Here is a 25,379-nt window from a genome sequence, read left to right on the forward strand (position 1 = left end):
TGCAGGATGAAAAGGGATACAGATATGAATCGGAATTTTCTAAAAACGATACAGGATCGATATCTTAAGATTTCTTTTGTATTGGCGATGATGGTTGTCCTGATGCTTTCCATGGTTTCTCCTGGGTGCACACCGCAAATACCGTCTGAAAAACCAGTGGGGGAACATCCTGTTTTACCGTTGGAACCCTTGTCACCAGAAGCATACAATGAAAAAGGAAAGATGGATTTCAAGAAAGGTGCGTTTGAATCGGCAATTAAACATTGGATGCGTTCAGAAGAATTGTTCAAGGCGGAAAAAAAAATTGAACCGCAATGCAGGGTTCTGGTTGAGCTTTCCCGTGCCTATCAAACCATCGGGCAGAACGATAAAGCGTTGGAAGTGTTGGAGAATGCGCTTATCCTGGCAGAGACATCCGGTAACCCATACCACCGGGCCATCGTAATGGCCCATCTGGGAAACATGAACACCCTGTTGGGAAACACGGGTCAGGCCGAGCACTATTTACAGCGCAGTCGTTTTATTTCCAAAAGTATAGAAAATTCGGAACTTGAGGCATCCATTCTGAATAGCCAGGGGAACCTTGATGTGTTCAAAACAAAATATGGTGATGCTGTTCAGGCCTATACCAAAAGCATCGCTGCTGCAAAGTCTGCCAACAACCCATTGATGGTCATTACAGCCCTGGTAAATGGTGCCCGGGCATGTTTGAAAATCCATCGGTTTGAAATGGCCAGGGAATTGTTGGACGAGGCTTTGGAAAATTTGAATTTTCTTGAGGCTTCCCATTTCAAGGCCTATGGGCTTATCAATACCGGATTGGCATATAAAGAGAGTGAAACACAGAAGGGAAAACCTGAAAAGGATGTGGTGCTTCTGTGTTATGCCATTTTTAAACAGGCCCGGGAAGTTGCTGAACAACTCAATGATCATCGCGCCATGTCCTATGCCCTCGGATATATGGGTAATTTATACGAAGATGAACACCAGTATGAAGCGGCACTGGAACTGACCCAAAGGGCTGCTTTTGCTGCACAGCAGGTGTATGCGCCGGAATCCCTTTATAAATGGCAGTGGCAGGCAGGGCGCCTCCTCAAACAGATGAACCAGATAACAGATGCCATTGCCGCCTACAGGAGAACAGTGTTTACGCTTCAGTCCATTCGCCATGAAGTGGACAATTGCTTTGATATCCAGCAGGCCTCGTTCAGAAAGATTGCCGGGTCTGTCTGTTTTGAAATGGTGGACTTGATTCTTCAGCAGACCAAAACAATGAAACCGTCAGAAGAAAAGGAAGTCCTGTTGCTTGAGGCAAGAGATATGGTTGAATTGCTCAGAGTGTATGAATTGAGAAATTATTTTAAAGATGATTGCGTGGATGCCGGAGGATTCGATACCGTAAGCCTTGATACCATTTCAAAAACAGCGGTTGTCGTCTATCCGGTGCTGCTGGAGGATCGCACGGAATTGTTGGTGAGCCTGCCTGCCGGGTTGAAACAATTCTCAATTCCTGTGGATCGGGCGACCATAACCCGGGAGATCAGACACTTTCGTGGAAAACTCGAAAAACGAACCACATGGGAATTTTTGCCCCACGCCCGGATCCTGTATGATTATCTGATACGTCCGGTTGAGCCGGATCTTTCCGTTATCGGTGCCGATACCCTGGTGTTTGTACCCTCAGGCCCTCTTCGAACCGTGCCCATGGCTGCCCTTCAGGATGGCAATGAATTTTTAATTCATAAATATGCAACCGTTATTACACCGGGGCTGAACCTGATTGATCCCTTGCCGATAAACAGAACAGATCTTAAAATCCTTGCTGCCGGGGTTACCCAGGCAGCACAGGGATTCCCCCCCCTGCCGGAGGTCGCCTCGGAACTCCAGAATATCAGCAGGCTCTTTCCATGCAAACTGCTTTTGAACCAGGCATTTTCGATTTCAAATATGGAAAGGGAACTGAAAAAAGACACGTTTAACATCCTGCACATTGCCTCCCACGGACAATTCAAGAAAGATGTCGACCATACCTTTGTTCTGGCTTTCGAAGAAAAGCTGACCATGGCCACTCTGGATAAATATGCCGGATTTCTTCAATTTCGTAAAACCCCCCTGGATCTATTGGCATTGAGTGCGTGCGAAAGTGCTGCCGGAGATGATCTTGCCGCTTTGGGCATGGCAGGTGTGGCGGTCAAGTCAGGGGCTCGAAGTGCCCTGGCCTCCCTGTGGTTTATCAATGACATGGCTTCCGCCATTTTAATCAAACAATTCTATGTTCAGATCAAAAATCCATCGGTTTCAAGGGCAATGGCCCTCCAGCGGGCACAATTAAGCCTGATGGCAGACCCGCGGTATGAACATCCCGGTTACTGGTCTGCCTTTTTACTCATCAACAATTGGCTCTAGGTATGGGTTTCTGTTATGGGTTCATTTCAAAAAATCATCCGGTTTCCGCCTGTCCCCGTATGCTTTATATCGGGACTATGTTTTTTCGTTGTTTTGGTTATACAAAGTTTGGGGTTTCTTGAAAACATTGAACTCACAGCCTATGACATGTTCACAAGATCAAGACCGAAACCGGTGGACATTACGCCCCGGATCCTTATTGTCAAAATATCTGAAACGGATATCCTTACCCAGGGCAGGTGGCCCCTGACCGATGCCACACTCGCACACGCCTTGAAAAATCTTTTACAACATAATCCCCGGGCCGTTGGACTGGACATTTTCCGGGATGTATCAATTCCCCCCGGATCCAGTGAACTGGAAGCGGTATTGATCAGCAATCCCCATATTATCTGTGTGACGAAATTCGGCAGTGGCGGAGTTCCCCCCCCAAAAATACTTGAGGGAACCGGCCAGGTAGGGTTTAACGACATGTTGGTTGACCCGGGGGGGATTATCAGGAGGGGGTTACTGTTCCTTGATAATGGGAAACAGGTAGTGTCTGCGTTTAACCTGCTCCTTGCACTTCATTTTTTACAAAAGGAGGGTATTATCGCCCGGCCTGATGAGCTGAATCCGGATTATTTAAAACTGGGCCGGACCACCATCACGCCCCTGGAAAAGAATGACGGTGGATATGTCAATGCCGATGCCAGGGGATATCAATACTTCATTGATTTTAAGGATGCCACTGGTTTTTATCGATCCTATTCCTTGACCCGTTTGTTATCAGGCGAGCTTGATCCCGGGGATATCCAAGACAAAATTGTATTGATCGGTGTCGTGGCCCAGAGTGTAAAAGATCATTTTTACACCCCATTCAGCCGTGGGTTTCAGGCGGATCAGCAAATGCCGGGTGTGGTTCTGCATGCCCATCTTGCAAGCCAACTGATCCGGTTTGGATTGCATGAAAGCCGGCCCATAAAGACGGTCAAAGAAAAACAGGAAATGCTTTTTATGCTGTTAGGCGGTCTAATGGGCGGTAGTGTCGGGTTTCTTATACGATCCCCGTGGCGGTTTTCCATGGCAATGGCAGGGGGGCTTTTTTTTCTTTGGCTTTTTTCATATGTTGTGTTTTTAAACAGGTGGTGGATACCCGTGGTTCCGCCTTCCCTGACCTGGATCTTATCCGCTGGTGTAATCACTGCTTATATTTCCAGCCGAGAAAAAAAGCAGAGAGCTGTTTTGATGCGGTTATTTTCAAAACATGTTTCCCGGGAGATCGCGGATGCCGTATGGGCCCAGCGGGACCAGTTTTTATACCGGGGGAGGCCCCGGCCCCGTAAAATGCCCGTGACGGTATTATTTTCAGATATCCGAGGATTTACAACCATTTCCGAAACTCTTGATCCCCACGTACTGATTGAATGGCTGAACACTTATATGGACTCCATGGCCAAAACCGTTATGGCACATGGCGGCGTGGTGGACGATTATGCCGGAGACGGCATTAAAGCAAATTTTGGGATACCCTTTCCCAGAAAAACGGAAGCGGAAATAGGAAAGGATGCCATCAATGCGGTGAACTGTGCCATTTCCATGGGAACAGAAATGGAAAAATTGAATACCCTGTGGTTGAGCCAGGGACTTCCCCAGGCGGGGATCCGCATTGGTATTTTTACCGGGTGGGTTGTGGCAGGTGCCCTGGGCAGTTCAGAGAGAATGAAATATACCACAGTTGGAGATGTCGTAAATATTGCTGCCCGGCTTGAAAGTTATGATAAGGACTTTTCTGGTAAAAATCCCTGGCGAATTCTCATTGGTGAAACCACACTGAATTACCTTAATGGGACATTCACTATTCAGAGGATCGGAGAAACAGGTTTAAAAGGAAAAAAGGAAAAAGTAAATATTTACTGGGTGTTAGGGGCTCGGAAATAAATAATTACACAAAATATGGCCTAGGATTTCAGCTCGTGTTCAAGGCGCATCAAAGGGAGCATATAGAAATATGGGCTCTTTGATGCAATGCAGAAGACGAGCTGAAAGACAAGCAAGATGGCGTAATTATTTATTTCCGAGTCCCTTATTTAAAAAAAGAAAGATAAAGCAGAGGATCAGGGAGGAATGATGATGAAATTTTTATTGTTTTCGGTCTGCAGCACAATTATCGGCTTAAGCCTTATTTCACCGATTTCAATTGCTGCTTCAGATCAAAAAAGTAACAACAAGAGTGACAGTGCCCAGATCATGGTCAAAGAAGAGGCCAAAAAAGGGGGACAGCCAAAAGAAATAATCAGGAGAACGGATCAGCCCCTGAAACAACGATCCCGGGCGACCAATCATATGTTGATATACAAGCCGCCCCTGCGGGGGGCCCCGGCCGGCCGAGTGGCCGGGGGAACCAGGGGCGCAGACCAGGGGTTTCCATACCTGTGTTTGATTGTGCCGGAACATGTCGGTTTGACCCTGTCCAGCCAACCGGTATTTTATTTTTATCAATCCAGCATATCGCCATACCCCATTGAATTCACATTGATCAAAAAACAGGGGATTACTCCCCTTGTGGAAACCCGGATCGCACCGCCAGACAAGCCGGGAATCCAGTCTGTCCGCCTGGCGGATCACGGGGTTCACCTGAAACCAGGCATACACTATAAATGGTTTATTGCCCTTGTCCCGGATTTACACCATCGTTCAAAGGATATTCTGGCTGCCGGGGGCATAGAACTTATCGAACCACCGGAAAAGATGAAAGATGAACTCGCAGCGGCGAATATATCCCAGGTAACGCATATCTATGCCGAGGCCGGAATATGGTATGATGCGTTTTCCAGCCTTTCCGCCCGAATTGAAAAATCGCCGGCTGATCGCGATTTGAGAAAACAGCGGGCCGCCCTGCTCGAACAGATCGGTTTGCACCAGGTGGCCCGTCATGTTATTGATGAATAAAAGAAGAAATGAGAAGTGCTGATCCTTATTACAGATGATTGTAAAATTCTTTTTCAAGCGCCTTTACTTTTTTTTTCCTTTCGGGGGACAGAAAAATCTGGTAAAGCGGGTCATCCATGGGAAGTTCTTTTTGGAGGATATCCCGTTCAAGAATCGAGAGAACTTCAACAGATATGTCACAGGAGGGGTATCCTTTGTCATCGATATGGATACTGTCGTCCAGTTTGATTTCAACGATATTGTTGATGTCCACCAGTTTTAGATCCCCTTCCCGGGTGATGATCAGATTTCCGATGCCGGCAAGATCGGGTATATATCCTGTGTCGGTGATCATATTCCGGGTCCGTTTGACGAATTTTGCTATATTCTTCCGGGCTTTTCGAACCAATGTCTGATGCCGGAATTCTGTATTGTGAGGGGATTTGAACAGGTCGTTCAAGTAGTCTTTTCCAAAGAGCCGCCAGGGATCGAGTATTTCACCGTTAATATATTCCTGAAGTCCACACAGGACAATCTGGCTGGTTCCTGTCCCTGTATAATCAACAATAAACTCCTCAGATTCTGCAATCAGGGCAGACCCCAGGAACGTGAGCATCAGGTTGTATTTTTCGATTTCGCCAAAGACGGCAGATATGCTTTCAAACCTGTTGCGGAGTATCCTGAACATTTTTTGGGGCCTGGCCCTGGGAAACAGTCGTATGCCATCCGTGATAACGCCCTTTGTTTCCTTGAGAACATCTTCGGCCAGCAACACTTCAAAAATGTGAGACCTTAAGCCGGATCGGTAAAATTTTCGGAAGATATAACGGTCGGAATCCTTAACAAAATTTAGTGTATGAACTTCATCTCCTGACAGGTAGGCCTGATCTCTTATGTCCTTTTTCTGATTCATTATAGATTTTTACAAATTATTTGATGAATTTACAAGCTTCCTTGGAATAATTATTCGTCGGACATTAACGGAGAAAACTCATATAAAAATAGCGGCTTGAAAGTTTGACATTCTTCTGGCACTATTTTATGGTTTAAACGGGAAGACAGTTCCCGGCCAGGTTAATAAAAGAGAACAGACTGTCGTAAAGGAAAAGAAAATGAAAATTTTAGTCATTGATGATGAAAAACCGACCCTTTCCATGTTCAAGCTTTTCCTGACTGCCTATGGGTATGATGTATATACGGCAGAGGACGGGGAAAAAGGACTGGCACTGTTCACCCGGATTTCTCCTGACATCGTGTTTACCGACATAAAAATGCCGGGAATAGACGGGATAGAAGTGCTGCGCAGGATCAGAAAAACCGGGGTCCCATCGGAAGTCATTATTATTACCGGTCATGGGGACCTTGAAAAGGTGGTGGAGGCCCTTGACCTGGATGCATCGGATTTTATCCATAAGCCGGTTGAACGACAGGCCTTAAATTCCGCCCTGGCCCGGGCTGAGAAAAGAAAACAACGGCCTTTCCATCAACCGGTTGAATTTTTGAAAATAAGAGAGGAAAGCAAGGTTATTGTTTTTATAAAAGGAAAGCTTGATGCCTCTGCAAAAGAAGCGCTTCCCGCATTGTTTACCCCCACATCCCTGAAGGGTGTCAAAGAGGTTTGTATGATATTGAATGACAGTTTTTCCATTGATCGTTCAGGCATATCCCTTTTAACGGAAGTGATACAGCAGTTAAAACACCACCAGATCTCCATTGTATTGGAAAATTTGTCCTACAATTATGCAAGGGTATTCCAGATGGCCGGCATTGACAAGCTGGCTAAGCTTAAAGACGCTGTGATGGACGAATAGGATCAACGGACTGTCATGATAACCCGATACAATCCACCCCATATTTCAGATGCGGTCAACCGACAGAGATTGTTTCTTCGCCTGGATGAAAATTTTCACAACCAGAATTTTTTGATTACAGGGCAGGCCGCCCAAGGCAAATCAACCCTTGTGGCCTCCTATCTTAAACAGTCTTACCGTTCTGCGCTGTGGTTTCATCTTTCAGGGGATGACCGGGATCATACCAAATTGTTTGACAAACTTGTCAGGGGAATCCATGCCCTGTCCGGGCAGGCAAAAGGGCCGTCCGATATTTCCATCCCCAACAGTATCCTTGGCATGGAAAAGAGCGTATTAAGGTATGTCGAAGGCTTGTCCATTCTCCTCAAAGAACTTTTGTCTACCGTTATAATGGTTTTGGATGATTTTGAATCCATAGATGAGACCTCTTCCGGTTTCCAGTTGATAAAGGGTATCCTGAACACGCGATTTGAAAATGTAAAATTTGTTATTTTGTCAAGAAGTATTCCGTCTTTCAATATTCCCCGGCTCAAGATGGAACATCATATTTTTGTGCTCAACAATGATGACCTGGCCTTTACCCTTGCCGAAACCCGATTGTTTTTTGCAGGGAAAACCCAGGCCAATGACATTGATATTGAAAGGATACACAAAATTACGGATGGCTGGGCTGGTGGTCTTACGCTGGTATCAGAATCCCTGGGGCAGTTTAAAGGACGGAAACCGCTTCCGGATCGGTTATCATCGGAAGTGTTTCATTTTTTTTCCCAGGAGATTTACAATACCCTTCCCGATTCAATCCGTAATTTTTTAATGGAAACCTCCGTTCTGGAAATTATTGATACTGAGATGGTTTCCCATATTTTTAAGTCCAGTGATGCCCTGGAAATTTTAACCGAATTTGAAAAAAGAAACCTGTTCATCCAGCGCATTGAATCAGACAGCGGCTGGCCGACATTTAAATATCATAACCTGTTCAAGGATTTCTTGCTGCAGGATCTGTTAAAGACAAAGGGCCGTCAAGTCTACCGGGCGCTAAATCAAAAAGTCGGGCAGTTTTTCTGGGAAAGAAAAGATCATGAGCAGGCAATGAATTGTTTTATAGCCGCTGAAGCGATTTCAGATATGGTTCGTATTATCAAAATCAAGGGAACAGACTATATTATTAATGGAAAAATGTCAGGACTTGAAAAATGGCTCCATTGCCTGCCGGATGACATTATTCAAAAGGATCCCTGGTTGATATTTTTCTTTACCATGATCCGGCGTATCAAGGGGGGAAAGAAGAATGTCAGGGATTTTCAGAACGCGATGGTACTGTTCGAACAGATCCATGATATTCGCGGCATGCTGTTGTCTGTCGCCTATCTTATTGAGGCCGCAGTATTCGTTCGTCAACCATCCGGGATGATTCTGAAATGGATTAAAAAAGGGGAAAATTATCTGTTGCAGATTCGGCAAAAAGACCGTTACACCTGGGCCAGAGCCCTGTTGTGGCAACAGATCGGTCTCGGGTATATCGCGGGTGACGGGAATATTCCCAAAGGTGTGTCTGCCTGCCGGAATGCCATCCTTCTGGGGCGGCAGATCTGTAATCCGGATCTGATACTCAATGCATCCATTGCCATGACATTCGGATATGTCCAGGCCGGGGATTTTGCAAATGCACGACAGATGCTGTCAAAAATAAAAATGATGACCAAGGAAAGCCACCATCCGGAATACAGAGCCTTGAAAAGCATTGTGGATATTTATTTTGCCTTGAAAAACGGTCGGTTTGATGCAGCCAGAGAATTGCTGACCCGGTCTGAAAAAGATATAGAGAAATTTGGTTTAATTTTCTTGTATCCGGGATTTGTTGAAGCCAAAGCCCTTCACCTGGTCTATACAAAGCAGTTTGATGATGCCCGGCAGATGGCGGATCATCTGGCTGATTTTTCAATTCTGGAGGGAAATGATTTTTATAAAGGTATTTCCCACCGCATCAAGGCCCTGAGTTTTTTGCGGGAAGAAAACTTTATTGAAGCGGAACGGGAAATTTTAAACGCATTAAAAGAACTGGACCCGGTTAAAAAAGGGGATATCCATCATTTTTTAATGCAACAACTGGCCGGCATGATCCTTTTCCGGAAAGGAGACTTAATCGCCGCCAGAAACCGGCTGGTCCCCGCCCTTGAGTATTTTGAGAGTATTTCATCTGCCCTGAGTTGTTCGGAAACCTTTTTTGCTTTAGGCTTGATATCCTGGGAATTGAATGAGCCCCAGGCCGCTTTCAGGTATTTACATCATGGCCTCAAAAAAGCCTTTTCAGAAGGGTATGTGTTTTTCCCTTTAATGGGTGAACGGGTATTGATCAAAGCCCTTCTTTTAATGACGGCATATGATAAAATTAAATCTGTTGAGTCGTATATATTGTTTCTGATTCTGCGATGTGATCCTGTCCTGGTCTTTGAGCGAATGGACAGGGTATTGGCTTCCGGTAATCCAGAGCAGAAATCCACTCTTATCGAAAATTTACGGCCCATATATAAAACACTTTTGCCCGAAATACGGATAGAAACCCTTGGTCAGTTTAATGTTTTCAGCGGCAATAAACTGCTGGACCATAAGGTGTTTGAAGGGGCAAGGCCCATCCTGCTGCTTAAATCGATTATTCTTCACGGATCCACAGATATCCCCAAGGAGATCCTGATTGATGACCTGTGGCCCCAGGCCACGGCAAAAGCCGGGGATAAAAATTTTAAAATCAACCTGCATCGCCTGCGAAAGGCCATCGAACCCAATCCTAAAAAAGAATTTGGATACTCTTATATTATTCAAAAGGCCGGGTTGGTATCCCTTGATCTTGAACTGATCACCCTGGATGCGGATGAGTTTGTGGTCCTGGTCGACCGGGCGGTTGAAAATGAAAGAAACAACCAGTTGGATATTGCGCTTGAACTGTATGAAAAAGCAGTAAAAATTTATAAAGGCCCTTTTTTTGTGGAAGAGCCCTATCTGGAATGGATATCGGTGAAAAGGGAATCCTTTAAAACACGATACAGCGACCTGCTGCAAAAAAAAGCCATGCTTCATGAAGAACTGGACCAGATTGACAAAGCAGTGGAATCCTGGTCGCTCATCCTTGAGGCAGATCCTTATTTTGAAGCCGCATACCAGAACCTGATGATTCTTTATGCAGATTCCGGTCAGAAAAATAAGGCGCTGGATGTGTTTCAGGAGTGCCAGTCATTATTAAAAAAAGACCTGGGAACTGAACCGGATGAGCAGACCGTCACCATCTACCGGAAAATAAAATCCAGGTAAAAATCTCTTTACGGATGATCTCTTATTCATTAGGATATCTAATCAGGTGCAATAATTAAAGGGTATTGATGAACATATGCTGTCCCAGAAAACATGGTATTCCATTCAAGTAATTGTAATCTTAACCGTATTTTTTCTTGTTTTATTCAGCCTGGTATTCAAATTGATCGTTGAACAACGATCGGTATCCTTACAGAAAAGAGCTGAGCAGATGGAAACGGAACGGATAAAAAAGGCATTTATTGACAATATTGATGACCAATACAATCAGCTGCTTAAACTGTATGCAGCAAAAGAATATGAAAAGGCCATTGAGATCATAAAGGTGTTTAATAAATATGAAAAATCAGATTATGAAAATCTGCCGGAAATCAAAAAAACCATCCGGTTATTTTATTTGAAGAAAAAACTGGCGTTTGTTCCAGAGATTCATTTGAATGACTATATAAAAGTATCCAAAGATATTGATATTGAAGAAGATGAGTCAACCGAGGTGTTTATCCGGACACCTCGGTACGGGCAGTATTTTTATATATCGGATTTTCCCATTGTGCTTGAAGGCATTGCCTTGTCGGTTGCCGGTGACTTTTCTGACGGGATTGTCTGGACCAGTAATCGGGACGGTGAACTGGGAAAAGGAACGAAAATAAGGGTTCGCCTTTCCCTGGGGGAACATCAAATCACTGCCACGGGTACCAACGGCATTCAAACCGGTAGCATGACAACGCAGATTTTCATTGAAAAAGACCCGGATTTTTTAAAAGCATATCCCAAAAAGTAAGGTCTAAACCGTTGTCACAATTCAGGTATGAATGACAAGAGGGACAAGCGGGACCGGATAAATTCTTATTGCCAAAATTGTTAATTTTTGTTTCAGTATGATATACTGAGTAAGCCATAAAGGGCAGGGGGTTAATCCTTTGAAAAAGAAACAGGCTATACCATATATTTGTATTGTTTTTATCCTCTCTATTTTTTTTTATTCGTGTGAGGATAGCACTGATACCCGGATAACAAATTCCAGAACATTGGGGATCTCCAGCGATATGATCCTCATTGGATCATCACTGGCCCTGGGCGGGCATGCTGGATACCTTGGCACACAAACCCTTCATGGGGCTCTTGCTTATTTAAACTATGTGAATGATACCGGGGGAATTCATGGCCGCAAAATAAGGCTTGTGGCCTATGATGACGGGTACGATCCCCCCCGGTGCGTTGCCAACACCCAACGTCTCATTGTTCAAGACAAGGTTTTCTGCCTGTTCGGCTATGTGGGTACCCCCACCACTGTTAAGATTATACCCCTGGTGGAGGACGCCAAGATCCCTATCCTGGGGATGTTTACCGGTGCGAATGCCTTAAGGGAACCGCTCAAACGGTATATGATCAATGTCCGGGCATCGTATTATCAGGAGACCGGTGCTGCAGTGAAACATCTGGTGGAAGAGATTAAATTGTCTAAAATCGCAGTATTCTACCAGTATGATGTGTATGGGTTTGATGGGTTAAAGGGAACTGAAATTGCCTTGAAACCCTATGGCCTGGTTCCCGTGGCCACCAGCTCGTATATCCGCGGTACGCTGGATGTAGAGGAGGGCCTGGAGAAAATTATGACCAAAGGCGCCCAGGCTGTTGTGATGATCGGTACCTACGAACCCTGTGCCAAATTTATCCGGCTGGCCAGATTAAAGGGATTTTCTTCGGTGTTTTATAATGTTTCTTTTGTGGGGGCGGATGAACTTGCAAGGATTCTGGGGCAAATCGATGAACAGATCATTGTTACCCAGGTGGTGCCACCGCCTGAAGCCTCGAATATCGACAAAGATCTCTGGGGTGCCAGGGAATATATTGACCTGCTCAAGAAATATTATCCCGGGGATGATCCCAATTTTGTCAGCCTGGAAGGCTATATTAATGCCAAGGTATTTGTGGAAGGCCTGAAACGGGCCGGAAGGGATCTGGATCGCGAAAAGTTTATCGATGCCATCGAAACCATCCGGCAGCTGGATCTGGGCATTGCCAATCCCCTGTCTTTTAATTCCCGGGATCATCAGGGATTGGAACGGGTATATTTTACGTATTTAAAAAACGGAAAATTCGTATGGTTAGACGATTGATCATTCGTGTGAAAAACACAAGCCTGAAGAACAAGATTTTTTTTTCCACTACAGCTGTTATTTTGCTTATCAGTGTCCTGATTGCCCTGTTTACCCGCTGGGTACTTATTTCCAGTCTGACGTCCGAGCTCAAGGAGCGGGGCCTGGGGATTGGTCACAGTGTCGCTGAAAGCTGCAGGGGGTATATCCTCACCGAGGATATACCCGAATTGGTCAGCCTGATATTTGATGCCCGGCTGGGGGTGCGAAAGCATCTTACGGGTTATCTTTATGTTACAGACAAACAAGACAAGATCCTGGCCCATACGTTTACCACTGATTTCCCCGGGGAATTGCTCAATGTCAACCTGATTGAGTCGGGAAAGAACTATTCGGTGGAGTTATTGCGGTTGAAGGGAAAATATTTTTATGATGTGGCAGTGCCGGTCACCGAAGGGATCTACCGCATTGGATCGGTGCATGTCGGATTGAAGAAACAACACATAGACCAGCTCATCGGAAAGCTGCGGACCACGTTTCTGGGGTTTGTTTCAGCCGTGACGGTCCTGTTTTTCATTATCAGCCATCACCTGTCCAAGTATATCACCCGTCCCATTACGGAACTGATCAAGGTGTCGGATGAGATCAGCCGCGGCAACTTCAATATCACGCATACCCTGAACAGTATCGACTCCACGGGTATTAAAGATGAGGTCCGGCAGCTGAGCAATTCATTCATGAACATGACCCACCGCATTATGGATTCCCAGGCAAAACTCAAGGAGTCGGATAACAAGTATCGATCCCTTTTTGCCGGTGGCCCCAATCCTATTTTTGTGGTGGATCGTGAAACTTTAGGTATTCTCAGTGCCAATCCCAGTGCCGAAGAGACGTATGGTTACACCAAGGAAGACCTGATCGGAAAACCCTTTACCAACCTGGGCTCCTTTGAGTTGGAGACGGTTCAGCAGGCTGATTTTCACGCAGAGCATGCCGGAAAAATCATAACTGTCGGTTCCAAAGTCCAATGTAACAAAAAAGGGGGGGGGCTTCTCTATGTGAATGTCCATGCCTGTCCGGTCCGATATCAGGACAGGGATGCGGTAATCCTGGCGACCACAGACATCACGGAGATGGTGGAAAAAGAGAATCAACTCATTCAGGCCAGTAAAATGACCACCCTAGGCGAGATGTCTGCAGGGATTGCCCACGAACTGAATCAGCCGTTGAATGCCATCAAAATGGGCAATGAATTTATTGATATGATGATTGAAAAGAAAGAGAAGATTCCGGATAAGGATCTGTTGCAGATCGTCAAAGAGGTCAGCAGCCAGGTGGATCGAGCCGTGGATATCATCCGGCGGCTGAGAGACTTCGGTCGAAAGGCGGATTTTACAAAGGAAACGGTTAACATTAACAGGCCGGTTCAAGACGTGCTGGACATTATCGGCCGGCAGCTTCGGCTGCAAAATATTGATATTCAACTGAAAATAGACCATGATATTCCTCCCATACTGGCCCACCGCAACCGTATTGAGCAGGTCATTTTTAACCTGATAACCAATGCCCGGGATGCCATTAACCAGAAACTGGAGGCGGGAGGCCCCGCCACGGGCAATTGCATTGTGATAGAAACCTATGCCCGGGATGACCAGGTAATGGTGGCTGTTTCAGATACCGGCATCGGTATTGATGCTGTTGTAAAAGAACGGATTTTTGAGGCTTTTTTTACCACTAAAAAGATGGGGGAGGGCATGGGGCTGGGACTTTCCATCTCCAGTGGTATTGTTGAAGATTACGGTGGCAAAATAACGATTGAAAGCCCGGAAGGACAAGGCACTACCTTTCGGTTGAGTTTTCCGGCAGCCACATAAGGATGCATAAATGACAAAACGTAAAGTACTGGTGATTGACGATGACAAACCCACGCTCAGCATGTTTGAATTATTCCTGAAGGTTTATGGACATGCCGTGCTGCTGGCGGAAAATGGCACTGAGGGCATGGCATTGTTTGAGGCTGAAAAACCGGCCATTGTATTTACCGATATCAAGATGCCCGGGATCGACGGGTTTGCGGTTCTGGATGGCATTAAAAGTCAGGCCCCTGAAACCGAGGTGATCATCATGACCGGTCATGGCGATATGGACCTGGCCGTGGAGGCCCTGAACCACGAAGCCACCGATTTTATCAACAAGCCGATCAGTCGGACGGCCCTGGACGCGGCCCTGCATCGGGCACAAGAGCGGCTCAACATTACCAGATCCCTTGTCTCAGTTGCCCAATATGAGCAGGAGGACACGCTTCAGATTATCAAGATTCTGGGAAACATAAATGCCGGGGCAGAAGCCTCTTTGATGGCAGCATACGGCAAGGCGTGTGCCGGAAATTCGACCCGTCTTCTGTTAAGTTTTGATGAAAACACCTCCATCAATGGTGCCGGCATTGCTGTCCTGATCCAACTGCTGTCGGCGAGCAAAAAACAACAGCACAAGGTGGCGATTTCCGGTATCTCTGAAAATTTTCAGGAAATTTTTAAAATGGTGGGGATCACTCGGTTTGCATCGGTTTTTATTGATAAAGCAGATGCAGAAGCCTATTTGAAAGATACCGCGTGATATTGTTGAATTAACGCCCTTTATGATGGAGGCAGTCATGTCCATGATGTGTATAAAAAATCAATTAATCGGCTTTTGGATCATTGTTTTTCTTTTTAACGTTCCACTGCAGAATGGTGTGTGCGGCACCCCCCCGAAACGGGGTGACATGTTGCCGGAAATTATCCTGGACGCTCCTGTCTCGAAAAAGGATAGTGTCTACCTTGGCATTGGTGAAAAGACCCGGTTTTCAATGAAGGATGTTGCGGCAGATCTTATTGTGCTTGAAATTCTGGGGGTCTATTGCCCCCAGTGCCATCGACAACGACCGCACATCAATCGGTTGTTTCATCGGCTCAATAAGAATGCCGGTCTGTCTAAAAAAGTAAAATTCCTGGGCATTTCAGCCGGGGCCACTCCCATGGAAATGGCCTATTATGTGAAACAATCCCGGGTCCCATATCCTGTCCTGCCGGATGAAAAATTTCTTGTTCATAAACAACTGAACCAGCCGCTCACCCCCTATAATATGGTCATCACTAAAGAGGGACAGATCCTTTATGCCCATCTGGGCGTGATTGAGGACATGGACGCGTTGTTTACCACGCTTAAACAGCTGGCTGGCAAGACGTCGTCCATCAGCAAATGAACGAAAAAACGATATCCGGCATGACCGGACCGCTGTTCAGCGGTCGTCGGTATTTTTATCGTAGATCGATTTGTGATGCACGACTGGAGTTCAGCCAGATAGACTCCCGGGAAAAAATAATTGAGGCCTGCCTGTTAACGGCCATTGGAACCCTGGGGATTACCTGTGGGTTTTCCGGTATCACCCATCCGGATCGCAACACCGTTCAACTGGTCAGCCGGGGCTTAGAGGCCGGGGGGCTTGCGGTTATCAAAAAAAAGTTTCAAGCCCTTATCCAACGATACTTTCCCGCACTGATAACAACGCCTTATGCCTTTCATGCGGAACTTCGCATCATTGAAGCAGCGGATAATAGTCTGGTTCAATTGATGGATACCGGTATCCGGATATGCATCGGATGGCGGATGGGTAAAGATATCTCCGGTATGATCGGGCTGGGGCCTAAAATTATCAGTGATACCTATGGGGATGATGAGATTAATTTTCTTTTGAACCTGACCGACAACATGATTTTTTACTTGCAGTCCCTTGCCACCCGGCGCAGGATGCAAGACCTGAAGCAAGAACTGAACACGGAAATTTTCCGATCTGCCGACCTGTCCCTGGCCATGGACGTTGCCAGAAAAAATCTGGATCACACACTTTTCCGGCTTTCCGGGTTTAATGATATTTTTAATGAACTGAGCGCTCTCAAAGAGAGCACCAGCGTGGTCGACGCTTTCCTGTTGGTGCTGCTGGGTATTTTTGGTGCCGCTGGCGGATATATTTTTTATGTTGATCCGGCCATGCAAACGACCCATATGACCTGTCGTAACCTTGACATGGTAGAGGGAAAGGGCCGATCACCGGAGCAGATACAGAAGGGCATTGCCCAGGCGGTTGAAGCTAACCGGGTGTTACAGATCAATCCCATGCAGGCCATTATTTTATCCGTACAGCAAATGGATTGCTTTAAGCCTTTTTTACCCAAAACAGCTATTGGGATTATCTTTCGTCTGGATGAAACCGCCATGGGGATTGTGGGTCTGGATGAACGGCTTATCCAGACCCCTTATGGTGAAAAAGAGCGCACATTGTTTCTGGCGTTCATAAAGAATTTCCTGGTGTTTCTCAAAAACAGCAAGTCCTTTGAAACCATACAAATTCTTCATCAGGATCAGGAACGGAAAAATATCGAGTTGGAAAAAACCATCCAGGCCCTCTCGGACAGCAGTCGCACCATCGTCCGTCTGGAAAAAGCCGGCGAGCGCATCAAGGCAGCCATCACAAAGGCAATGGTCACTTCCAGAAAGGTCTCCGTCATGGACATGTCATTGATCCTCATTGCCGGAATCGTTCTGGGCCTGGTGTATAATTTTGCCAGCCCGGGCGGTATCAAAGTCATTCCCGGGGAATGGCTTCGGCCGCCAATGGTCCATGTGGAGGTTCAGCAGGCCCGGCAGCTGCTCGAAATACGGCAGGCCCTGTTTGTGGATGCCCGACCGGCAGAATTTTTTAATCAGCGTCATATTGCCGGTGCCAGAAACCTGCCGCTGTCCTTGTTTGATTTTGTTTATATGATGCAGTTCAACCAGGAGGACGTTGCCCGGCCCATTGTGGTGTATGGCCGGAATATCAGTCGAAGGTACGATGAAGAGATCGCCTTCCGGCTTTTGGAAAGGGGGCATGAACAGGTCGTGGTTTTTCCAGGGGGGATCAAGGCCTGGGAGGAATCCGGGATGGGGGTGGAACCATGAAAATACTGGCCGTTGCTAAACTCCTGGTCACCCATCGTTACCTGGCCCTGGCGCTGAGACTCTATATTGCCGGGCTGTTTATCTATGCGGGCATGTATAAAATTAATTATACGGCTGAATTTTCCGAGACCATAGCCAGTTATCGAATGGTACCCTACTGGGCCGTAAATTTTATGGCCGTTGTCATGCCGTGGATTGAACTGATTTGCGGCATTCTGCTGGTGTGCGGCATCCGGGTCCGGTCTGCCATTGTGATTGTTGGATTTTTTCTTGTCCTCTTTACGGTGGGTATTGCGATCAATTTGTTGTGGAACGCTCCCATCAGTTGTGGCTGCTTCCACACCCTGGGTGATGCCATCAGCTGGAGAACCCTGGTGAGGGACCTCATATGGGTGGCCATGGCCCTGCAAGTCTATTTTTATGATTCGATTTTTCACATGGAAAAAAAATTTGATACATTCATCAAGGAGATCTAACGATGCTGGCGGATGTTACAAGATCCTATATCCGGTTAATGATGATGCCATTGATCTTTTTCCTGGTTTTTGGATGCAGCAGTGAGCGGGAAAATTTGGTGGGCAATTACACTGCAGTGGACCAGGCATCAGCAGACCCGGTTACGGCTGATCTGGAACTTTTGCCGGACGGCAAGGGGTTCTGGTCCATAGAGACAGACAATGCGGCATTTCGCTGGGACCTGCACCGTGGAAAGATCCGGTTGCATACGAAATCCGGCGGTGTCATTGAGGGAATCCTTGATCATGATACCATCCAATTGACTTTGCCCGGCATGGGCTTGATTCGTTTCCAACGTCTCCCCTGAATATTGGAAAGCGCATATGAGAGATTTTTTGTCCGACATCCACATTAAGCAAGGGAATGGTTTTTTGATTTAACCCTTGCTGTGGATGGAAAAATAGTGGCTTTTATTTTGAATTTATGGTTATCTGCGAGGTTTGTGGCCTAGGTATCGATGGGTGCTGAATAGAAAAAATAGGTCTGGTCACAAGGCAAGCCCCCTTGAAAGCGGGTTGCGAACGGGTTACGGGTTTCACAAATCAAGGAGACGGTTGCATTATTTAACCATGAAAAACGAATTTGAACTATTGGCCCCTGGTGGAGATATTGATTCTATAAAGGCTGCCATTGTGGCAGGAGCGGATGCTGTCTATTGTGGATTGAATAAATTTAATGCCAGGAACCGGGCAACAAATATAAATTTTGATGATTTAAATGGGCTGTTAAGACTTGCCCATAAGCATAATTGCAAAATTTTTCTAACCCTGAATATCATTATCCTTGATTGTGAAATCCCGTCTCTCATAGGCCTGCTGAATAAAGTTGTAAATTCAAGGATTGATGGAATAATTGTTCAGGACTTGGGATTGTTTTATTTGTTGTCTAAATATTTTAAAGACCTTGAAATACATTCATCTACACAATGCACCACCCATAACAACGGTCAGATACACTTTTTAAAGAAACTTGCTGTCACCAGAGTTAATCTGTCAAGAGAGTTGAATATTGATGAGATAAAAGCGTTGATTCCCATTATTCATGAAAATAATATCTTAGCGGAAGTATTTGTCCATGGGTCCTATTGTATCGCTTTCTCAGGGCTTTGTTATTTCAGTTCCATCCTTGGCGGTAATTCTGGAAATCGAGGCAGATGCAGTCAACCCTGCAGAGATCAATACTTAACCACGCCTGTTGGTAAAAAGTATCCCCTTAATCTCAAAGATAACTCAGCCTATTTTGATCTAAAAGCACTATGTGATGCGGGAGTTGACTCCCTGAAGATTGAAGGACGAATAAAAAAGTTTCATTACGTATATACCGTAGTGAGTTGCTGGAAAAAACAACTCTCGGGTTTTTATAATCGTGACGGACGGCTGAATAGAGATAATAGAGATCTATATACGGTTTTTAACCGGGATTTTTCAAATGCTTATTTAAAGGGAGATATTAATAAAAATATGTTTATTGATAATCCCCGGGATAATTCAGCCAAGCACCTTTTTGAGATAAACGGCCACTGTGCTGCTGCGAATATGCAAGAAGTTAAAGGCCGGCTTTATGATGAAAAAACAGAAATTATAACGCGTGTTAAAAACAAAATTAAAGATTTGAGTATAGCAAAAATCTCTTTGAAAATAGGTGTCTCTGGAAAAATCAACACCCCTTTGAAAGTGTCTGTAAAAACGCCGGATGCTTCCTTTGTTGTATTTTCGGAAAGTCATCTTACAACTGCCGACAAATACACCCTTGACTATCGCAGCATAGAAAATAGGTTTAAGTGCTTGAATAATACAGACTATTACATTGAACAGATAACATTAGAAAATCTTCAAAAAGATCTTTTTATTCCTTTTCAAGCGCTCACTTCAATAAAAAAAAGAATTTCATTCCTCTTAAATGGGTCTAAAAACAGGGTTGCCCCAATTGAAGTCCCTATTTTAAAAAAACAAATTAGATTGAAAACCAAACCCGCTCTTTCGGTATTGATATCCTCCCAAAAGGATTTGTACCTGTGTCATACAACTTCAGCAGATATCTATTATAAGCTTCCCGATTGCCTTGAAAATGAAAATTCTGAGCTTATCGACCTTTTCCTGGAAAATAAGAAATTGATTCCCTGGTTCTCGCCTGTTTTAATAGGAAAGAACTATACCGCGGCAGTGGAATTCCTTAAACAGGTGCAACCGGAACTTATTGTAACCAACAATACCGGCATCGCATACAGAGCCTATAAAGACGGAACCTCCTGGATAGCAGGACCGTATCTTAATAATACAAATTCCTTTAGTCTTTTATGTATGAAAGAAAAGTTTAACTGTTGCGGCTCATTTATTTCAAATGAAATCAATAAAAATCAAATTAAACGGATCATTGGTCCTGATGATTTCAAGCTCTACTATAGTATCTATCATCCGATTTCGCTTCTAACCAGCAGGCAATGCTTATTCCATCAGATTATAGGGTGCGAAAAAAACAACGTTGATGATGATTGTATCCAAGCGTGTCATCAATCTGCTTTGATTACAAATTTAAAAGAGGGTTCCTTTTTAATTGATAAAGAAAAAGGGAACTATCATTGTATGTATAATACTATTAATTTCCTGAATACAGATATCATCACTGATTTACCCAATGTGTTTTCCGGTTTTTTCATTGATTTAAGGGATATAAGAACCAAAACGAAAATTGATACGGACAAATCCAGAACGGTACAACTTTTTGAAAATCTTCTGAATGGAAATCCCGATTCAAAAAAGGAACTTAAACAAAATATTTATCCCTCAACGAACAGTCAATATAAAAAAGGACTCTAAAAATTCAGGGGAGGATGGTTTTTTGCTTCTCAATATCTCATGAAAAAAACCGAACCCAATAATCGGTGTCACCCGCTTTATCTGGCCGATTGAAATTTGTTTCGAATCCGCTCAATTCGTTTTCGGTTGGCGCCAAGGTCGGAATATCCGACACGGGAAGCGGATCGAATATGAATGACCGTCTCGCCGGCTTGCTCGTCCGGGAAATAAAACTCCACGTCATCAACAAATCGAAAAAAAGCTGACTTGAACGCTGCTCTAATATAATTTTCCTGGGCCGTCAGGATTTTTGTTCGATTTTCGGACTCAAGTACCTGCAAAAGAAGAGATCGCGCCTCCTGTTGTGTCCCTGTGTAGTGGATAGATTGAATATACTGTTTTTCACCAACCGCCTGACTGTTCACACAGTTTGGTGTTTTCGGGCATGGTGTCAGTTTGCCGTTATGTATACCCAGATCAGGCATAGTCCCTGCGCACCCCATTAACAGTATTAAGCTTAAGATACCAACTATACATTTTTTTTTCATTGCGCTTTCGTCCATTGTTTATAACTAAAATAGTTTATTCTTTTTTACATAATCAGTAAACTCTTTTGATCAAGGTAAATCAATTGTCATTTCTTGGGGATCATTGAGTCGTAGTTGGCAGTATTCAAAATTAACGGGTTGTTTATTTGATTTGGATAACAACGGTGTGTTTACGACACCATTAATTGAAGGTGTTGTATCTGAAAAAACAATTTCCAGCATTTTTTAACAATTGCCCAGATATTTTTAATATTCATAAGGGTTTCATTGTCTTTCGGGCTCCGCACAAAACCATTACGGGTAATGCACGCGGAAATAGTGCGTAATGACCGTGATTTGTAGAAACCTGGATTGCGGTGACCTTCATCTGGACGATTCCGTTTCGTCGGCAGCACCGTCAGGAAAGACATGTGTCTTTAATGCATCCCAGGCCGTTCTGGCGGCTCGTGAAAAATACCGTTTTTCGACCTGCGCTGCAAAGCGTTGCGTCATGGAAAAATCTTTCGGCAGGCTGCAGACAAGGCATGACTCACGGATGCGGTCGGGCACTTCGCTGTCCGGCACGAGGGCCATGGCCTGGAGCCCGCTTTCAAGCAAAGCGAGCATGGTTTTACTGCTGGGGCTATCCATGATGATGTGCGGGGCGATCTTGTGGGACCGAAAGAGTTCTAAAACTTGTTTGTGTAAGCCTCCGCCGCCATGTTTTCGCAAGATAATCAACGGTTGCTCGTGGAGCGCCTCTATTTCCAGTGGTTTGTTTTCCTGCACCGCCCTGGTGATCGAATCCGTAGCAATGGACCGTGGAACAACCAGACAGGGGCGGAAAGCGGGAAGAGGAAGACAGGTAAGTCGCTCATCTTCCGAAGAACCTGCCATGATGCAGAAATCAAATGCATGCTCCAGAAGCTTTATCATCAGGGCGGCGCTGTCTTCCACAATCAACCGGATGGAGATGTTGGGATAGTTGCGGTTGAGTTCGGGGATGAACTGTTCTAACAAAGATAGGGCGAGCGTTGTACAGCCGATGGTGACCATCCCCTCGACTTCTTGTTTAGACGCGTGAATCTCTTCAGGGATATCGTTTACCAGGTCGAGAATGTGCAGAGCCCTTTGGTAAAGCACCTTACCTTCCGTTGTCACGCTCCAGTTGGTTCCTGTGCGCTCGATGAGAGTGACACCAAGGTCCTCCTCCAACTCTTTGAGCCGCTGGCTCAGTGGGGGTTGAGACATGTGCAGAACCCGTGCTGCGCGACTGATCTGTCCCTGTTCCACAATGGTTTTGAAGTACAGCAGTTTATTGAAGTTCAATGCCGATGCCTCTGATCGCTTGTTTCCGCAGGTATATCGAAACAATATACCGCAGTGTGCTTGCCGGAAGTTATCCTGATATTCCAGACAGAGACAAGTGTATACCAAATAGGTATAATTGATCAAGACAAATGGTATGTCTGATTGACTCTTTCGAGTCCCTTAATGGCCAACCCCGAAAGAGTACCAGTTGAGTTATTGAACATCACACCTTTAAGATACCAGTTTCATCTTCTGTTCATTGTTAGCAAAATATTTAAATATCGAATCATTTGTATCAATCATTCTGGCAGGATTAAAAATGGCCGGATTCATTACGGTCAACTCATCCGCCAGCACGGGTTCAAATTCCATTTGATTCAAAATGTCTTTTTCGAGATCTATACCCGGAGCGATTTCAGTCAGAACAACTTTTCCGTCTCTCAACTCAAAAACCGCTCGTTCAGTAACATACATAACTGTTTGACCCTTTTGGGTTGCATATTCTCCACTAAAGGAAATTTGACCGACTTTACTGACGAATTTTTTTTGCTGACCCTCTTTCAGGATTTTTAACCTGCTATCTTTAATTTCAACTTCAAGTCCTTTGTTGGTAAAAGGGCCGCAGAAGACAACTTTTTTTGCGGTTTGTGAGATATCAATAAATCCACCGCTGCCAGGTATCTTATTGTTCAATCGACTGACATTCACATTACCGGACTGATCCATTTCTCCCATGCCTAAACATGAAATATCCAAACCACCGCCATGATAAAAATCGAATTGCGAAGACATGCTGTGAATACATTCAGGATTCCATGCTGCTCCAAAAAGGACCCCTTTTGTGGGAACCCCCCCGCTGACTCCCATTTCAATACTAAATGTAAAGTCATTGATAATGTCCTCTTCAGCAGCAATATTGGCCACACCATCGGCGATACCGATTCCTAAATTGACAACCGCATTCTTCTTTAGTTCAAATGAAGCCCGCCTGGCGACTATTTTTCTCACTCCAAATTCAAGCGGTGGAATAGAATTCATCGGGGTATTGTTAAGGCCGCACACACTGAAATTATGTTCCTCGTAACTTGTTTGCCATTGTTTTTCATCCTGTACCACAGCGGTTACCATAAATCCTGGAACTCTGACCATACGAGGATTCAATGTCCCCTTTTTTGCCAGCCGCTTGACTTGAGCGATGACAATCCCCCCACTGTTATAAGCCGCCTGGGCAGATGATAAAATATCCAAATCAAGCCCTTCGAGTTCTGTTGAAATGTTACCATCCTCATCAGCAGTGGTCCCTCTGATAATCGACACATTTATGGGAAACGTTTTATAAATTAACATTTCTTCCCCTTGGAAATTAACCCGATCAACAAGGGATTGAACTGCGCTTTTATTAAAACGGCCGCCTTCATTTTTGGGATCAATAAAGGTATTCATCCCCACCGTTGTTAAGACACCGGGCCGGCCCGCTGCAATTTCACGAATCAGCAGTGTGAGTATCCCCTGTGGTAGATTATACGCTTCGATCTCCTCATCAACGGCTAACTTTGCCATTCGTTTAGACCATAACCAATGCCCCCCGACGACTCTTTTCACCAGGCCTTTGTGGGCGAAACACCCAACCCCGCTCTCATCTCCACTACCCACACCCGTAACATGCATCAACGTTAAATTATTGGGCTTCCCCGTTTCTAAAAACCTTTTTTCAATACCGCGGTATAGGAAATCAGCTTCCATGTAACCACCACCAGAGGCCATAATATTAACGGTGTCATTGTTTTTGATTAAATCAACGGCTTGATCCAGCGAATGTAATTTTTTCATGGTTTAGTACTCCAATGGTCTAAAATTGATTCTTTACCTGAGGGCCGAGGCATACCCGCCGGCTCAGGCCTGGCGGCATTGCAATCGTAGTGCATCATGATTTGTGACCCCCAATTTAAGTCGTCCCCGTATAAAACAAAAATGAATTGAACCCAATGGACAATAGTCAATTTTTTCGGAGACAGGAAATACTATTTTGCGAAGCAGGTTATACCGAAAAAATATGCCGCAGGTTTATTATGGATTATATTGATTATGGGTTATTATGGGGTGGATTATGGGGTCGGGCCAGGCTAAGTATCTGACATTTTGTGAAATGTACACCATTTGTATGCGATTTTTTGGGCTATTTCAACGGTTTCAGCATCAAAATCAACGTTATAGGACAAAGTGATCTATCCTTGTTCGTTAAATATCAAATAGTTTATTCGTTTTTACATAATCAGTAAACTCTTTTGACCAAGGTAAATCAATTGTCATTTTTTGCGGGTCATTGAGTCGTAGTTGGCAGTATTCGAAATCGATGGGTGGTTTATTTGATTTGGATAACAACGGTGTGCTTAAAATACTATTAATTGAATGTGTTGTATCTGAAAAAACAATTTCCAGCACTTTAGCCCAAGGTATTAATGCTGAGGAAGTAAACCAGTTTAATGGTATTGTATCGGAAAAAACAACCCCTTTTAGGGAAGGGGATACTTTTTGCGTTCTAATTTGATAGGCATTAGCGGTAGAAAACCTGCATTTACCGATAAGATACTTGGGGAAGCTTAGTTCAAAATTCATTTGAATTTTTGTAGAAAGCCTGTATCTATTTTTAACAATTGTCCAGATATTCATAATAGACCTTTCATCAGAGTGAATGTGTAGCTGAAATCTCCAGACTTG

19 protein-coding genes are annotated in these 25,379 nt (G+C 44.7%); 14 read left to right on the forward strand and 5 right to left on the reverse strand.

Annotated elements, in window-relative coordinates; genetic code table 11:
• The first annotated feature begins 24 nt into the window (after positions 1 to 24).
• From Q1Q15_RS12765 to Q1Q15_RS12775, 3 genes are all read left to right on the forward strand, one after another.
• Positions 25 to 2,406, forward strand: coding sequence for a CHAT domain-containing protein (locus tag Q1Q15_RS12765; protein WP_300460423.1), 2,382 nt, complete (start codon positions 25 to 27; stop codon positions 2,404 to 2,406).
• A gap of 15 nt (positions 2,407 to 2,421) precedes the next feature.
• Complete coding sequence (locus Q1Q15_RS12770; RefSeq protein WP_300460426.1) at positions 2,422 to 4,326, forward strand: adenylate/guanylate cyclase domain-containing protein; 1,905 nt, start codon at positions 2,422 to 2,424, stop codon at positions 4,324 to 4,326.
• A 186-nt stretch (positions 4,327 to 4,512) separates the two neighbouring features.
• On the forward strand, positions 4,513 to 5,337 hold the full coding sequence (locus Q1Q15_RS12775; protein WP_300460428.1) for a DUF928 domain-containing protein: 825 nt from the start codon (positions 4,513 to 4,515) through the stop codon (positions 5,335 to 5,337).
• A gap of 28 nt (positions 5,338 to 5,365) precedes the next feature.
• On the opposite strand, the gene Q1Q15_RS12780 is transcribed toward Q1Q15_RS12775, so the two are convergent.
• Positions 5,366 to 6,229, reverse strand: coding sequence for a hypothetical protein (locus tag Q1Q15_RS12780; RefSeq protein WP_300460430.1), 864 nt, complete (start codon positions 6,227 to 6,229; stop codon positions 5,366 to 5,368).
• A 199-nt stretch (positions 6,230 to 6,428) separates the two neighbouring features.
• Between Q1Q15_RS12780 and Q1Q15_RS12785 the strand changes: the two genes are divergently transcribed.
• From Q1Q15_RS12785 to Q1Q15_RS12835, 11 genes are all read left to right on the forward strand, one after another.
• A complete protein-coding gene (locus Q1Q15_RS12785; protein WP_300460433.1) occupies positions 6,429 to 7,127 on the forward strand; it encodes a response regulator in 699 nt (232 codons plus the stop codon).
• A 15-nt stretch (positions 7,128 to 7,142) separates the two neighbouring features.
• Positions 7,143 to 10,433 (forward strand): BTAD domain-containing putative transcriptional regulator, encoded by a 3,291-nt coding sequence (locus Q1Q15_RS12790; protein WP_300460436.1) that lies wholly within the window; start codon positions 7,143 to 7,145, stop codon positions 10,431 to 10,433.
• Between the two features lie 76 nt (positions 10,434 to 10,509).
• Complete coding sequence (locus Q1Q15_RS12795; RefSeq protein ID WP_300460437.1) at positions 10,510 to 11,214, forward strand: hypothetical protein; 705 nt, start codon at positions 10,510 to 10,512, stop codon at positions 11,212 to 11,214.
• A 139-nt stretch (positions 11,215 to 11,353) separates the two neighbouring features.
• A complete protein-coding gene (locus Q1Q15_RS12800; RefSeq protein ID WP_300460440.1) occupies positions 11,354 to 12,553 on the forward strand; it encodes an ABC transporter substrate-binding protein in 1,200 nt (399 codons plus the stop codon).
• Entirely contained in the window at positions 12,538 to 14,406 is a 1,869-nt protein-coding gene (locus Q1Q15_RS12805; RefSeq protein ID WP_300460442.1) for an ATP-binding protein, read from the forward strand. Before Q1Q15_RS12800 ends, Q1Q15_RS12805 begins: the two co-directional genes overlap by 16 nt.
• Positions 14,407 to 14,416: 10 nt before the next feature.
• Complete coding sequence (locus Q1Q15_RS12810) at positions 14,417 to 15,148, forward strand: response regulator (RefSeq protein ID WP_300460444.1); 732 nt, start codon at positions 14,417 to 14,419, stop codon at positions 15,146 to 15,148.
• Between the two features lie 37 nt (positions 15,149 to 15,185).
• On the forward strand, positions 15,186 to 15,776 hold the full coding sequence (locus Q1Q15_RS12815) for a thioredoxin-like domain-containing protein (protein WP_300460446.1): 591 nt from the start codon (positions 15,186 to 15,188) through the stop codon (positions 15,774 to 15,776).
• Positions 15,773 to 17,512, forward strand: coding sequence for a rhodanese-like domain-containing protein (locus tag Q1Q15_RS12820; RefSeq protein ID WP_300460449.1), 1,740 nt, complete (start codon positions 15,773 to 15,775; stop codon positions 17,510 to 17,512). The genes Q1Q15_RS12815 and Q1Q15_RS12820 overlap by 4 nt, the downstream gene beginning before the upstream one ends.
• Positions 17,509 to 17,988 (forward strand): MauE/DoxX family redox-associated membrane protein, encoded by a 480-nt coding sequence (locus Q1Q15_RS12825; protein WP_300460452.1) that lies wholly within the window; start codon positions 17,509 to 17,511, stop codon positions 17,986 to 17,988. The genes Q1Q15_RS12820 and Q1Q15_RS12825 overlap by 4 nt, the downstream gene beginning before the upstream one ends.
• A 2-nt stretch (positions 17,989 to 17,990) precedes the next feature.
• Positions 17,991 to 18,335 carry a hypothetical protein gene (locus tag Q1Q15_RS12830; RefSeq protein ID WP_300460455.1) on the forward strand — a complete coding sequence of 115 codons (345 nt, stop codon included), beginning with the start codon at positions 17,991 to 17,993 and terminating at the stop codon, positions 18,333 to 18,335.
• 247 nt (positions 18,336 to 18,582) lie between these two features.
• Positions 18,583 to 20,844 carry a peptidase U32 family protein gene (locus Q1Q15_RS12835; RefSeq protein WP_300460457.1) on the forward strand — a complete coding sequence of 754 codons (2,262 nt, stop codon included), beginning with the start codon at positions 18,583 to 18,585 and terminating at the stop codon, positions 20,842 to 20,844.
• A gap of 77 nt (positions 20,845 to 20,921) precedes the next feature.
• Here Q1Q15_RS12835 and Q1Q15_RS12840 read toward each other — a convergent pair whose 3' ends face one another.
• The 4 genes from Q1Q15_RS12840 to Q1Q15_RS12855 form a co-directional block, all read right to left on the reverse strand.
• Positions 20,922 to 21,371: a DUF1499 domain-containing protein gene (locus Q1Q15_RS12840; protein WP_300460460.1), complete on the reverse strand. Its 450-nt coding sequence runs from the start codon at positions 21,369 to 21,371 to the stop codon at positions 20,922 to 20,924.
• A 363-nt stretch (positions 21,372 to 21,734) separates the two neighbouring features.
• Complete coding sequence (locus tag Q1Q15_RS12845; RefSeq protein ID WP_300460462.1) at positions 21,735 to 22,679, reverse strand: LysR family transcriptional regulator; 945 nt, start codon at positions 22,677 to 22,679, stop codon at positions 21,735 to 21,737.
• Positions 22,680 to 22,892: 213 nt separating this feature from the next.
• A complete protein-coding gene (locus Q1Q15_RS12850; protein ID WP_300460465.1) occupies positions 22,893 to 24,491 on the reverse strand; it encodes a CoA-transferase in 1,599 nt (532 codons plus the stop codon).
• Between the two features lie 408 nt (positions 24,492 to 24,899).
• Positions 24,900 to 25,331, reverse strand: coding sequence for a hypothetical protein (locus tag Q1Q15_RS12855; protein WP_300460468.1), 432 nt, complete (start codon positions 25,329 to 25,331; stop codon positions 24,900 to 24,902).
• Between the last annotated feature and the right edge of the window lie 48 nt (positions 25,332 to 25,379).

The sequence above is a fragment of the Desulfobacula sp. genome (assembly GCF_030145145.1).
GTDB lineage: Bacteria > Desulfobacterota > Desulfobacteria > Desulfobacterales > Desulfobacteraceae > Desulfobacula.

Coding starts and splice junctions, on each gene's coding strand:
- Q1Q15_RS12770 (WP_300460426.1), top strand. CDS start 2,422: ATGGGTTCATTTCAAAAAATCATCCGGTTTCCGCCTGTCCCCGTATGC.
- Q1Q15_RS12780 (WP_300460430.1), bottom strand. CDS start 6,229: ATGAATCAGAAAAAGGACATAAGAGATCAGGCCTACCTGTCAGGAGAT.
- Q1Q15_RS12785 (WP_300460433.1), top strand. CDS start 6,429: ATGAAAATTTTAGTCATTGATGATGAAAAACCGACCCTTTCCATGTTC.
- Q1Q15_RS12855 (WP_300460468.1), bottom strand. CDS start 25,331: ATGAATATCTGGACAATTGTTAAAAATAGATACAGGCTTTCTACAAAA.
- Q1Q15_RS12790 (WP_300460436.1), top strand. CDS start 7,143: ATGATAACCCGATACAATCCACCCCATATTTCAGATGCGGTCAACCGA.
- Q1Q15_RS12850 (WP_300460465.1), bottom strand. CDS start 24,491: ATGAAAAAATTACATTCGCTGGATCAAGCCGTTGATTTAATCAAAAAC.
- Q1Q15_RS12805 (WP_300460442.1), top strand. CDS start 12,538: ATGGTTAGACGATTGATCATTCGTGTGAAAAACACAAGCCTGAAGAAC.
- Q1Q15_RS12810 (WP_300460444.1), top strand. CDS start 14,417: ATGACAAAACGTAAAGTACTGGTGATTGACGATGACAAACCCACGCTC.
- Q1Q15_RS12775 (WP_300460428.1), top strand. CDS start 4,513: ATGATGATGAAATTTTTATTGTTTTCGGTCTGCAGCACAATTATCGGC.
- Q1Q15_RS12820 (WP_300460449.1), top strand. CDS start 15,773: ATGAACGAAAAAACGATATCCGGCATGACCGGACCGCTGTTCAGCGGT.
- Q1Q15_RS12840 (WP_300460460.1), bottom strand. CDS start 21,371: ATGAAAAAAAAATGTATAGTTGGTATCTTAAGCTTAATACTGTTAATG.
- Q1Q15_RS12825 (WP_300460452.1), top strand. CDS start 17,509: ATGAAAATACTGGCCGTTGCTAAACTCCTGGTCACCCATCGTTACCTG.
- Q1Q15_RS12830 (WP_300460455.1), top strand. CDS start 17,991: ATGCTGGCGGATGTTACAAGATCCTATATCCGGTTAATGATGATGCCA.
- Q1Q15_RS12765 (WP_300460423.1), top strand. CDS start 25: ATGAATCGGAATTTTCTAAAAACGATACAGGATCGATATCTTAAGATT.
- Q1Q15_RS12815 (WP_300460446.1), top strand. CDS start 15,186: ATGTCCATGATGTGTATAAAAAATCAATTAATCGGCTTTTGGATCATT.
- Q1Q15_RS12795 (WP_300460437.1), top strand. CDS start 10,510: ATGCTGTCCCAGAAAACATGGTATTCCATTCAAGTAATTGTAATCTTA.